Genomic DNA, 12,058 nt, shown 5'->3' with positions numbered 1-12,058 from the left:
TTGTGAATTAAACGCGAGCTAACATCAGCTCTAAACGGGAGCCAGCGCGCTCTGCTAAGTCAGCAAGGTCGCCTACCCATTCGATGATTTTGTATAAGAACATGACATCAACAGGATTCAACTCTGATTCCAGTGCAAATAACTGGCGGCGAAGTTGGATCTGTATATCGTCAGTATCGGCTTCGATGTTGTCGAGTTTGTGGATCATTTTTTCCACAAGATCGAGTTCACGTCCACGAAACCCAGTTTCAAGAAGATCATCTAGCTCGTTAACGGCTTCCTTGGCCATATACACTGCATCTAAGCAGCGATTTAGGTAAGCAAAGAAGAGTTCTTGTAATTCAGAGGGGATAACCATATTACGGCCAATCACTCGACCAGAAATATCTTTGGCTTTGTTGGCTATTTTATCTTGTTGAGTCACAAGCTCTAGTAGATCAGTGCGCTCAACTGGCATAAATAGCCCACCTGGAAGCTGAAGACGGATCTCTCGCTTCTGGATGTCAGCTTGCTGCTCAGCTTTACGGATTTGTTTACGAAGCGCTACGGCTTCATCCCAGTCTTGCTTTACAGTAGCTTCAAAAAAGGGAACAAGGATAGACGCACATTCATGTACTTTGTCTATATGTTCTTGTAATGGTTTTATTGGCGATTTTGCAAAGACGCCTAAAATAGAGTTTACTGGCATTGCCGTGTACCTATTTCTGTTATTCCTTATGGAAAAATCGGGCGAATGTTAACTTATGCACCCGCTTTTTGAAACAGCTTATCACTATGAAAATCGATCTACAGGTCATATTTTGCACCTGTTTTGTTGTAAAAACCACCAATCGATTGAAATTTATAAGTGCTTCTATATTCATTGACTCTCATAATATGAAGTCGGGGCTGATTGTGAATCGTTTGTATGACAGTAATGTTACATTTAGTACGTTAATTGTTCACATTATTAAAGTTTAATATGAAATTGGTGAATTTTTTATGAATAAAGAAGTCGAGTTGAAGTTACTTATAGCGCAAGAGCAGCATAAGGCATTTATTGAATACATGGAGTCAGTCGATAAAGCCGTATTCATAAAACGAGAACAATTAAAAAATGATTACTTTGATACGAAAGAGCTACAACTGAGTCGTTTTAAGATGGGGTTGAGGATCAGGGCAGCGGATACTTACAAAGAACAAACGATCAAAACGGCTGGTGAAGTGTGTGATGGGGTTCACGTTCGTCATGAATACAATTACCCAGTTGAAGCAAACATCCCAAATCTTGATTTGTTTCCCAAAAAAATCTGGCCTAACGGCTTTGATGTTAAACAAATCCAACAAGATTTAACTTGCTTATTCAGTACTCACTTTACAAGAAATACTTGGAAAGTTGAATTAGAAGGTACTCAATTTGAAGTGGTTTTAGATGATGGTGAGGTGATTTCAGGTTTTACAGGAAAAGAACGAAAATTACCAATAAGTGAAGTTGAATTGGAGTTAATTTCTGGTAACCCTGATGCTTTAGTTGAGTTTGCTAAGCCTTTGATAGAGCAATTTGGCTTACAAAAAAGCGAAGTGAGTAAAGCGCAGCGAGGGTATAGTTTGCTGCGCTAACAATTATTTCACAAATTTAGAACTTGTAACTGGCGTAAAGACTGAAGCCTGTGTAGGGATAAAAGCCCTGGAAATCAAATCTAAACAAGGTGGCTAGCTACTTTTTGATTTTTTTAACTCTGCCAACTCAGCAAGAATTTGCTGTTGATTGATTTCCATCTGTCTTTGATTATTTTCCATTCGCACAAGGGCTTGATGTAATTCTTGTCGAATTTGTTCACGGTGTTCTCTTTGACTTTGTTTGATTTCATTTTCATCGGGTGCGACAAATAGAGAGGCCATATAGCCTGATATCACACCAAAGAAGCTTACGCCTGTGATGATCACGATTCCGCCAATAATATGCCCGGCAGTAGTAACAGGGTAATGGTCGCCATAACCAACGGTGGATATCGTGACTAATGCCCACCAAATTGCTTCTTCAGCGGTATGAATGTTTGCACCTTTAATGCCGCTTTCTACCATCAAAATCATTACTGACGACAAGGATAATATGGTAAATACAGCAACCAATAAGCTTGCTAGAGTGGCTTCTTTTTTTTGCTTTATTAATCGATTAAGTAAGGAGCGACTACTGCGGATCAAGCGCACGACTCTTAATATTTGAAATAGTCGTGCGGTTCGTAAAGGCTCTATGACTGGAATACTGGCAACAAAATCAATCCAATGGTGTTTCAAATAGTGAAGTTTATGTTTGGAACGAAATAAGCCGTAAAAAAAGTGACCTAAAAAAACGATACAAATGGCAGTATCAATAAAAAAAAGTAGCTTATGTGTTTGAGCTGACAAATTACCAAAAGCAAGAAATAGCATGATGGTAACGGCGATTAATGACAGAACCATCATCGCTAATTCAAACGGCTCTGGTCCATCGGTGCTGTCGAATAGCTGTCTACGCTGTGTCATATTATCGTCCTTGCCACATCGTTTTAACAGTCGCAGCTGCTTAATTCGTCTGTTACAAAATTAACCAGATCATCTAACACACGTTTTTTTATTTCCAGTTGATCTTCGGCTTCGAGCTCATACTTTTCGGCTAATAAGGCATAGTCATCTAGGCTCAAGGAAACCGTAAGGCGAGGGCGCTTGGGTCGTTTAGAAACGGAAAGCCCCAAAATGGTACGAATTTGATCCGAAGGGCTAACGCCAGAATCTAATGCAGCTTTGCGAATTGAGTATTGAAATTTTTCATCCAGATCAAAAGCAACTTGGGTTGCTTTCGCGGCTTTTTGGCTTTGTTGCCATTTTTCGGGGAGTTTGCTTTTACTGTTACTCAAGCCTATGTTGTCCTCTGTATGACATTTTTTGTCAATGAGCTAAATATGTCAAAAATCCCCACGATTAGCCAGTATTTTTTGAAATGATACTGGCTTTATGCCGCAGGCCAGTATTGGCGAATATCAGATATTGGGCGATACAAAATTAAACTGACATCGGTTTCTCCACCATCGTAAACTTCGATGTCAATTGCGTGAGCTTCTTCGTCATCAATTAAGAAGTAGTTTTCAAATTCATCGCCACGATCGCTAGGTGTCTGTTGATTACGGTAATCTTTATCGTGGAAAAAGCCCTGTTGAGCATACTTAATACGTCGGTAGGTTTGACCCAACCATTGGCTTAAATCATCACACTGATGTTCTGAGTTTACTTCAATAACCGCTTGTGACGATTCTTCGAATATTTCGCTGAATGTATCTAAATCAAACAGTTGCTCTACTTCGCTTCGAGTAATTTTGAGAGAGAACGCTAAATAGGCTTCTTCGTCCTTGTCTATAGTGAGGTAGAGGTTATGATTTCCTGTTCCTTTTAGGTGCCATTCGGTTTGCTTGGATCGCTCATACTCATATGTATTAATGGATTCGACTTTCAGCTGTTGACCGCGTAAGTGAGGAGGAAGTGCAAAGCTATCGTCAAGTGTGATCATATCACCCATCAGTAATTGCTCAGGGTGGTTTAGTTGACGTTCAGGGGTTTCTTTTTTAAAAAGTGAACTAAAAAATCCCATGTGTTTACCTCACTTGGTATTGAATACGGTTTAAACAAGAAAGCGACTCAAGTAGCCGCTGGTTGGGAGCAGACTACTGAATCGCTGTGCCTCTAATCTATTCACATAGATGGGCAAGGGTGGGTTAACTTAACCTTTTCGAGCTTTCAAACGCTCTAATACCGCATTGGCATCCGAGGTTTTTTCACCAATCCCTGCTTCAGCAAGTTTGGCTTGTAGCGAATTATCGCTATTCTCATCTTCAAGCGTTTCAGCAGCTTTTAGGCGATCATCAAATTGCTGTTGCTTAGCTTTAATGCGCTCTAACGACTCTTTAGCATTCATCAACTTGGAGTTGCTGGTGGCAAATGAATCTGAAATAGTCGCTGTGGCTTTTTGTACACTTTCAGTGGTTTTAACCATGCTAAGCTGACGCTGATAATCCGATAGCTGACGTTCTGTCTTTTTCACTAACTCTTTTAAGCGAGCGACATGAGCGCTGAAACTGTCGAGTGCTGATTGTTGCTCAGTCAGCTCTTGATCGAGCGTCGCAATTTTTTCGGCAACTTCAAGAGCTAGAGCTTCATTGCCTTTCTCAAGTGCTTGAGTCGCATAACCTTCGTGCTCATCAATGCTGCGCTTTAGGCGATCGACTTCGCGATTGGCTTGCATTTCTTTTGACATCACATCCGTCAATTCACGCTTAGCATTGGTTAAATGCTTTTTGGCGTCACGAATTTCTTGTTCAAAAATACGAGTTGAGTTTGCGTCAACAATGCTTTCGCCGATTTCAGTGGCGCCACCACGAAACGCGGTTAGAATTTTGCTTAAAATGCCCATATCCTTTCTCCTTATTTCAAGTAGGCGACCATTTCGTCGATAACTTCGATACAGTTTTCCGACAACACGGCAATTTCTTGCTCAATTTCATTCATGCTAGAGTTTAACGACAGTGCGCCGTAGACCACATATTTGTTATCAATCTTAGCGAAGGCTGATAGTGGCATTGGGATATTCAGCTCTAACATGGCTTCAAACATTTCAGTTCGTTTGTTTGGATTTACCTCGTCTTCATCCCACAAATAACTGATGCACAGAATTTGATTATCGGTTACCGAGATAAACACTGGAATCTCTTCACGATCAATGACATTAACTTGTAGCACTTCCACTTCGCCATCAATGGGGTAACAGTCAAAGTTAAAGCCTGTTTCTCCCTTATCGCCCAATTCATTGAGATAGTTCGCAATTGCGTGAATGTTCATAATTATCCTTATTGACATAATATGTCTTGATTTCAACAATAGCATTGAGACATAATATGTCAAGCAGTTTTTTTGAGTTAATTACTAGCAATAGAAGGATCGACTCCTTGTTCGTCCTTCCATGCTGCTAAGTGATATCGGTAGAGCTGAAGTGAACCTAGCACGTTAGCCTTTACATTTTTTTGATCATCATAAAAATTCCCTGGGAACTCAAACGCTGCCCGAGTTAAAGCAGGCGTGAGCCAATGTTCATTAATAGGGAAATGTTGAACACTTTGTAATCGAGATAACGCATCTTTACCCATAACGGTGCCGATAGTCCATCCCCACTCGCCAAAACTCGGTACATTATGGTGGTATTGTTCTACTTTGAATCCTGCCATTTGTAACGTTTTGCCTACAGAGATAAAGGCATTCTTGGCATGATATGGAGACGTAGATTGAATTGTAATAGCGCCATCACCACTTAAGAGCTGTTTTAACTTTAAGTAGAAAATATCAGAATACAACTTGTTGAGATCGGGATGACTCGGATCGGGTAAGTCGACAATAATGACGTCGAATTTTTGTTTACCTTTGATCAAGTCATCGACGCCATTAAAAGCATCGTTAAATTTAATCTTCACTCTAGAATCGTTTAACGAATCACCATTCAGTGCCAAGAGTTTTCGATTTAAAAATTCAGGCATCTTAGGATCTTTTCCAGAAAATGTGTCGATTAGCCCTTCATCTAAATCCATTAAAACAACCTGTTTGGGATGCCACTTAAAAACTTGTTTTAATGCTAAACCATCACCACCACCGATGATCAGTACCTTATCGTGACGGGCACTGGCGGCCATTGTTGGGTGTACTAAAAAAGCATGGTAGATATGTTCATCTTCGCTGGAGAATTGTAAACGACCATTGATATACAAAGAGTCTACAGCAGGTAAACCACTGCCACGCAATCGCTGTGTAAAGGTGAGTTGCTGAAAACGGGTAGACTTGGCGTACACCACTTTATCTTTGTAAAGTAGGTTATTAAAGCCTTGCTGCCAATCAGGGCCAAAATACGCCAACATCAGCAGCAGAATTGAAGCTAAAAAATGCCCTGATAATAGCCAAGAAAAATGTCTGATCCTTGTACGAAATCGAAATAGAAACACAAAGCCAGCTAACAAGTTAACACTGGCGGTAAGAGTTGCCGCGAGTTCGATATCCATCGCCAGCATCACACTGACCCAAATTGCCGCGCCAATACCTGCACCAATGTAATCAGCACCATAAATGGTTCCAGCATTGTGAAGCAGGTGTTCGTCAGACAGGGCTTGGCGAACACGGGCGATTAGCGGTATCTCCATACCTATCATCAGGCCAAGCAAAGTCCCCCAAAAATAAGGTAAGTATTTACTGGCGGTTTGCAGTTGTTGCATGACTCCACCATCAGGCAAAGTGTCAGGGGGGAGTGCAAACGTTTGTGACAGGTATTCGGGAAATTCCGCCGTAAATCCAATGATGGCGGCGGTGATCATAATGGCGCTGGCACCACAAATGGCGACGATTAATTCCAGTACTGCAAAACCGGTAAAGGCACAGCGGATTTTACGAGCGGCAAATGCTCCTAGTCCCATGGACACAATCATAATGCCAATCATGGTATAGATGGCAGCCTCAAGCGCACCTAATACTCGGCCTGCATAATGTGAAAGTAGGTACTCATAGATCAATCCGCAGCCAGCTAATAGCGCCATTGTGATGAGTAATAAGGCATCGTCCCATTTGTTTAAAGAACGTGAAGATGTCGGTGGTTGGGTTGCGATGCTCATCGTAAATCTCTTTGAAAATGTAAATATCTCAGAAGGTAATATTTACCCTTTATGAATTGTTTTTGAGTTGATAAGGAACAATAGTGTAAACGTCAACAGAAGCGCACATCCATGTGCTGACGACCGTGACATCCTGTCACGGACGGTTGTCTTATTACACTATTGCCCCTAAATGTCTATATCCTTGTATTGGCATAATTCACACATAAGAAATAGATCGCGTTCGTTAAGCCATCAGTGCCGTTAGGATCAGAGCTATCGAAAAACTAATGGCGACTTCAATGGCGGCTAAGCCGACATTATGCTGCACTTCAACTTCAGTTTTGCGATCAATTTTTGCCAATACTGCCGCTTTAACGATTAACTGAAGAACCGACAATACTACTAGCATGATGATGGAAAACACTAACCAAGCTAGCATGTTACTGACATAAGCGTCAGGTACATATTGAATAAAGTGGCTGGCGGCATTGAAGCTTAATCCCATTGCAATCAGATATCCCGCATGGCGAAGTGCTAAAGCCGTGTTACCTTGCAGAAGTGCATTCTGAAAGGTCTGTCCTTGATTACGCTTTTGATAGCCTTGTTCTCTAATACGAGTGAGTAAAACAAGCATTAATTGAGAGACTAAAAAGCTACTGAAAATGGCAATAAAGGTATTAAGAGAGATATCTTCAACCCATATCAAAGTGGCACGAATGATAATGGCTGTAGCTATCACAGAACCTGCATCCACAATGGCAACGGATAAATTACCCGAGAGAATTTGCTCTGTTTTTTTGAATTGATTCAGGGCAATTTTATCGTGAATGAAACGACCCAGTTTGATCAAAATTATGCCTGCAATACCATAACTGGTTAAGCCAATGGCCTCATTAGCATAGCTGTTAGCTGCTTCACCCGTAACCGCACCAGTTAACACAATACCAAGTGCAGCAATGGCACCTGCAGTACTGATCCCAAAGGCAAAATTGTCTTTTTCTGCCAGTTCATTTTGGGTATCGACCTTTGCACTCCAACCCAAAATGAAGCGCATCAAGGTAAGAAGCAAAGTGGCAATGGCGATATCGATCATTAAGATGATCAATAATTCTTGGCTTAAGCCGAAGTCCGCTAATAGTGACATGATAGTTCCTTAATTCCAGTGCAAGCTAATCATAAAAGGCTTGCTCAACTGGGTTTAGTAATTCTTCCAGTTAGCATCGACATTCGGGGTTATTTCCCGCGACGGATGCCCCTTGATGTTCTTGTCGATGAGTTTCTAAAGTTACTGCTTTTAGAATAATTAGAGCGAAATTTACTCTTGGCCGTTTTTGTCGATGCGCTCACTTGGCTTGCTCGACTCAAACTTGTAGAGCCAGTTCGTGTTTTGGCGTAGGGACTATTAAAGGTTTTACCCTGACGTCGAAACTTTTGCTCTGTTTTATTAAATACTGTTTGCTGTTTTTTAAATTGTTTTGGTGACGTATAACGATAGCGTCCGACATCGCCATAATAGCTGTAACCACGATGACGAGACCAAGAATCGTAACGAGGTGGCGAGGCTAGGTTAGTGAATAGGGCGTACATGCCGTACCATTCCCAAAACGAGATGCCATTATTGCCTGTTTGCCAGTGACCATAACTCGGATTACCCACCAACTGACTACCGGCACCAAAGTCTTCGGCGTTATTTGCCATTAAATCGGCTTGACGGCTAATCGAATTAACTCGGGCAAGCGTACCCTTAGACATATCGGCAATCACGTTGACTGGATCTGACAGCATGTCGTTATATAAAGTTGGATCGGCGGCTTGGTACAAGTTTTCAACTTCGGCTAATTGCGCATCAAGATTAATGAAGTTCGAAGCAACTTTAGAATCAGCTAATCGACGTTGCAGCCCTTGAAAGATTGGACCTTGATCTGTGGCATCCTTGGCTAGCAAATCCATCAACTGTGAGTATTGCGGATGTTTCTGAGCAAAGATACTGGCATATTGTTTGAGTAATTGAGCATTTCTCAACTGTCCATTACTCAAATCCTGCGCCAAACTGGTTAAGCGTTTTTCGGTTAATTGTTGATACTGTTGAATTTGCTCGGGTCGTTCGTCACCACAACCGCTTAATAGCAGCAAACTCAGTCCAACGCTCATCAGTAATATGGCTTGGCGTAGCATTCCTGCCATATGCACTCCCATAAAAAATTAAAGTCGATGACAAATAAGTACCTGACTATAAGTTTCTTAAGATTTTCTTGTGCTCAGTTTCAGCACTCTACGTCGTTGCAATTTCGGTTACATAGCTACGGCTATGCGCCCTTCATTGCACTAAACCTGAACACAAATGTAATAACGACAGTTTTATATGTCGGTAATAATTTTCAAAGAACTTATCGACAGGTACTTTAGTATAACTTTAAGATAAAACGATCTCGCTTCCATCTACTTGGTATACTTGCCAATAATTATCTCAACGATATAGCATTTTGACATAATATGTCTAACATACTGCCCATTGCAAACGATTATGACTATGGATAAGCCGACTCACAAGCCCTTTAGCCAAGATGTTCAACAAATCGCATTGAAAAACATGCAAAAGTTGCGTGATAGTTTCCCTGACTTACATCAGCAGCTTAATGATGAACAGCAGCAACAATTGATGCAAATTATTGGATTGAGTGACTTTGTCAGTCGACAATTTCTCCGTCATCCTCAGTGGATCACTAATGTTTTTGAAGAGCTGACGGTAGACACTCTCAGTGAATTCTATCGTTCTCGATTATTGCGACAATTAGAAACGGTTAGCAATGACAATGAGGCGAAACACATTATTCGACTGTTCAGGCAAAGGCAGATGGTGACAATCGCTTGGCGAGATTTTTTAGGCTTTGCCACAACAGAGCAATCTCTTTTTGATTTATCCAAGTTAGCTGAAGCCACTATCATCGCCACCAGAGATTGGCTATATCAAAATTTATGTGACCTTTATGGTGTGCCATGCAACGCACAAGGTGAGCCACAGCCATTAATGATCATGGGAATGGGAAAACTGGGTGGGGGAGAACTTAACTTTTCTTCCGATATTGATCTGATTTTTGCTTACCCAGAAGCGGGTGAAACGGTAGGCGGTCGTAAGCCAAGAGATAACCAAGAGTTTTTTACTCGTATGGGGCAAAAGCTGATTGCTTTATTAGATCAAGTGACCATTGATGGCTTTGCTTATCGGGTTGATATGCGCTTGCGTCCTTATGGCGAAAGTGGCCCCTTAGTTTGTAGTTACAGTGCCCTTGAACACTATTATCAGGATCAAGGTCGGGAGTGGGAACGCTACGCCATGATCAAAGCCCGAGTGTTAGGACCTTTTTGTTCGCAAAAACAAGAGCTAAAAGAATTACTCAGACCATTCAAATATCGCAGATATATTGATTATACCGCCATTGAGTCATTACGGAAAATGAAGCGAATGATTGCTCAGGAGGTAAGGCGTCGGCAGCTGGATAACAATATTAAGCTAGGTGCTGGTGGGATCCGCGAAGCCGAATTTGTTGTACAAAATTTTCAGTTAATTCACGGTGGACGCCAAGCCGACCTACGTAAGCAAAATATCTTATTGGCCTTAGACAATATCTTTCACCACGGTTATATCGGCTTTAATGACAAAGTGGAGTTGAAAAAGGGTTATTTATATCTCAGGAGAGTTGAGAACTTACTTCAAGCCATTGATGATCAGCAGACTCAGACCTTGCCTGATAATGAATTGGATTGGCAGCGATTAACATGGGCGATGAATGAGCCAAGCCCGCAAGCATTACAACAAAAAATCCACGAACACATGGAGAACATAAATCAGCAATTTCAGGTATGTGTCGGCGAAGATCAACAAGAAGATGACAGTTGCGACTGGGCTGAGCAAATTTGGCACGAGCAAGACTTAGAGGTTGCTCAACACCTTGCCCAAGCGCAAGGCGTAGATGCTAATGAATTGCTGGAAAAGCTGTTTTCATGGCGAGCTGATATCTTAAAGAAACCAATAGGTCCAAAAGGCAGAGATGCACTTGATAAACTGATGGGGTATCTCATCTCTGAATTATGCCAACATCCCAAGTCAGCCAATGCCTTTGCTGCGATCGCATTAGTATTGAATCGAGTGTTAGGGCGTACCACTTATTTAGAGTTATTGTGTGAAAACCCCGGTGCAAGAAAACAATTAATTCTACTTTGTCAGGCTAGTCCTTGGATTGGTGAGCAATTAGCCAAGTTTCCAATGTTACTGGATGAGTTGATTGATCCCGCTCAGTTGTATCAAATTACCAAGCTTGAAGATTATCAACATGAACTAAGGCAATATTGCTTACGTATTCCAGAAGATGATTTAGAACTACAAATGGAGACGTTAAGGCAGTTTAAGTTATCGCATCAGCTACGAATTGCCGCTGCAGATATTACGGGGTTGTTAGATGTAGATGCTGTTAGTGAACACTTGACTCGCCTAGCTGAAACGTTAATAAAGCAAGTTGTGCAATACGCTTGGCATCAAACAGAAAAACGTCACGGTTGCCCAGAGCACCTTAGTGCTAATCAAACAGGTTTTGCCGTGGTGGGATACGGTAAGTTAGGTGGCAGGGAGCTTGGTTATGGCTCTGACTTGGATTTGGTTTTTTTACATAATTGCCAAGACAAAGCCAGTTTGACTAATGGGGAAAAACAGATAGAAAGCACGCGCTTTTATGCCAAGCTCGCTCAAAAAATCATTCACTTGTTTGCAACTCGTACCAGCTCCGGTGAACTGTATGAAGTGGATATGAGATTGAGACCATCAGGAGCTTCAGGGTTATTGGTGAGTGAAATTGAACGCTTTGGTGAATATCAACATCAAGCCAAAACTTGGGAGCAACAAGCGCTGGTTAGAGCAAGAATGATTGATGGTAATGATGAACTTTATGAGCAGTTTGAGCGACATCGACAATCGGTACTCACTCAGCCTAGAGATCAAGGGTTATTAAAAACCGAAATTGATGCCATGCGTGAAAAAATGATGGCGCATTTGTTATCGGTTACGGATGAACAATTTGACTTAAAACACTCTCGTGGTGGCATTGTCGATATTGAGTTTATGACCCAATACTGGGTATTGGCTTATTCTGATCAATATCCTAGGTTAGCGAAATATTCAGATAATCTACGAGTATTAAAGACGCTAATAAAACTTGATCTATTGTCAAAAGAAGACGTAACGCGGTTATTAGAAGCTTATCAATATTATAGAAAGATCAGTCATCATTGCGCTTTAGTAGGGCTTAGTACCAAAGTGATGTTATCTAAAGAAATAGAACAATATGTCAAGCATGTTACATCGTGCTACGAGCGGATTTTGAAGCAGGTCTAACAAAATAAAGGGGCAATACCATTACCCCTTCATT

11 protein-coding genes are annotated in these 12,058 nt (G+C 41.3%); 2 read left to right on the top strand and 9 right to left on the bottom strand.

Translation table 11 applies throughout. The features are described from left to right. Positions 1-7: 7 nt before the first annotated feature. On the bottom strand, positions 8-688 hold the full coding sequence (locus E2H97_RS15795) for a TIGR00153 family protein (protein ID WP_133408026.1): 681 nt from the start codon (positions 686-688) through the stop codon (positions 8-10). A gap of 293 nt (positions 689-981) precedes the next feature. Here E2H97_RS15795 and E2H97_RS15790 point away from each other — a divergent pair, with 293 nt between their 5' ends. Next, the gene (locus E2H97_RS15790) at positions 982-1,599 is read left to right on the top strand and encodes a CYTH domain-containing protein (RefSeq protein WP_133408025.1); all 618 of its coding nucleotides are present in this window, start codon (positions 982-984) and stop codon (positions 1,597-1,599) included. A gap of 93 nt (positions 1,600-1,692) precedes the next feature. Here E2H97_RS15790 and E2H97_RS15785 read toward each other — a convergent pair whose 3' ends face one another. The 8 genes from E2H97_RS15785 to E2H97_RS15750 form a co-directional block, all read right to left on the bottom strand. After that, a complete protein-coding gene (locus tag E2H97_RS15785) occupies positions 1,693-2,505 on the bottom strand; it encodes an ion transporter (protein WP_133408024.1) in 813 nt (270 codons plus the stop codon). 23 nt (positions 2,506-2,528) lie between these two features. Continuing rightward, positions 2,529-2,876, bottom strand: coding sequence for a hypothetical protein (locus tag E2H97_RS15780; protein ID WP_133408023.1), 348 nt, complete (start codon positions 2,874-2,876; stop codon positions 2,529-2,531). A 95-nt stretch (positions 2,877-2,971) separates the two neighbouring features. Then, the gene (locus tag E2H97_RS15775) at positions 2,972-3,604 is read right to left on the bottom strand and encodes a hypothetical protein (protein ID WP_133408022.1); all 633 of its coding nucleotides are present in this window, start codon (positions 3,602-3,604) and stop codon (positions 2,972-2,974) included. 129 nt (positions 3,605-3,733) lie between these two features. Then, on the bottom strand, positions 3,734-4,423 hold the full coding sequence (locus tag E2H97_RS15770; protein WP_133408021.1) for a PspA/IM30 family protein: 690 nt from the start codon (positions 4,421-4,423) through the stop codon (positions 3,734-3,736). A gap of 11 nt (positions 4,424-4,434) precedes the next feature. Beyond that, complete coding sequence (locus E2H97_RS15765; protein ID WP_133408020.1) at positions 4,435-4,848, bottom strand: YjfI family protein; 414 nt, start codon at positions 4,846-4,848, stop codon at positions 4,435-4,437. 77 nt (positions 4,849-4,925) lie between these two features. Continuing rightward, positions 4,926-6,656, bottom strand: coding sequence for a polyamine aminopropyltransferase (locus E2H97_RS15760; RefSeq protein WP_133408019.1), 1,731 nt, complete (start codon positions 6,654-6,656; stop codon positions 4,926-4,928). A 226-nt stretch (positions 6,657-6,882) separates the two neighbouring features. Continuing rightward, positions 6,883-7,782 (bottom strand): DUF350 domain-containing protein, encoded by a 900-nt coding sequence (locus E2H97_RS15755; RefSeq protein WP_133408018.1) that lies wholly within the window; start codon positions 7,780-7,782, stop codon positions 6,883-6,885. Positions 7,783-7,871: 89 nt separating this feature from the next. Then, positions 7,872-8,822, bottom strand: a complete 951-nt coding sequence (locus E2H97_RS15750; protein ID WP_133408017.1) for a hypothetical protein — start codon at positions 8,820-8,822, stop codon at positions 7,872-7,874. Positions 8,823-9,162: 340 nt separating this feature from the next. On the opposite strand from E2H97_RS15750, the gene glnE reads away from it, so the two are divergent. Then, positions 9,163-12,024: a bifunctional [glutamate--ammonia ligase]-adenylyl-L-tyrosine phosphorylase/[glutamate--ammonia-ligase] adenylyltransferase gene (glnE, locus tag E2H97_RS15745; protein ID WP_246029017.1), complete on the top strand. Its 2,862-nt coding sequence runs from the start codon at positions 9,163-9,165 to the stop codon at positions 12,022-12,024. Positions 12,025-12,058 lie beyond the last annotated feature (34 nt).

The sequence above is a fragment of the Parashewanella tropica genome, assembly GCF_004358445.1.
In the GTDB taxonomy this organism is placed as follows: domain Bacteria; phylum Pseudomonadota; class Gammaproteobacteria; order Enterobacterales; family Shewanellaceae; genus Parashewanella; species Parashewanella tropica.
The sequence above is the reverse complement of the archived record's forward strand: the minus strand, read 5'-3'. Positions and strand labels throughout refer to the sequence as shown.

Excerpts from the sequence above, each read along its gene's own strand:
- E2H97_RS15795 (WP_133408026.1), bottom strand. The coding sequence starts at position 688 with ATGCCAGTAAACTCTATTTTAGGCGTCTTTGCAAAATCGCCAATAAAA.
- E2H97_RS15790 (WP_133408025.1), top strand. The coding sequence starts at position 982 with ATGAATAAAGAAGTCGAGTTGAAGTTACTTATAGCGCAAGAGCAGCAT.
- E2H97_RS15785 (WP_133408024.1), bottom strand. The coding sequence starts at position 2,505 with ATGACACAGCGTAGACAGCTATTCGACAGCACCGATGGACCAGAGCCG.
- E2H97_RS15775 (WP_133408022.1), bottom strand. The coding sequence starts at position 3,604 with ATGGGATTTTTTAGTTCACTTTTTAAAAAAGAAACCCCTGAACGTCAA.
- E2H97_RS15770 (WP_133408021.1), bottom strand. The coding sequence starts at position 4,423 with ATGGGCATTTTAAGCAAAATTCTAACCGCGTTTCGTGGTGGCGCCACT.
- E2H97_RS15765 (WP_133408020.1), bottom strand. The coding sequence starts at position 4,848 with ATGAACATTCACGCAATTGCGAACTATCTCAATGAATTGGGCGATAAG.
- E2H97_RS15760 (WP_133408019.1), bottom strand. The coding sequence starts at position 6,656 with ATGAGCATCGCAACCCAACCACCGACATCTTCACGTTCTTTAAACAAA.
- E2H97_RS15755 (WP_133408018.1), bottom strand. The coding sequence starts at position 7,782 with ATGTCACTATTAGCGGACTTCGGCTTAAGCCAAGAATTATTGATCATC.
- E2H97_RS15750 (WP_133408017.1), bottom strand. The coding sequence starts at position 8,822 with ATGGCAGGAATGCTACGCCAAGCCATATTACTGATGAGCGTTGGACTG.
- glnE (WP_246029017.1), top strand. The coding sequence starts at position 9,163 with ATGACTATGGATAAGCCGACTCACAAGCCCTTTAGCCAAGATGTTCAA.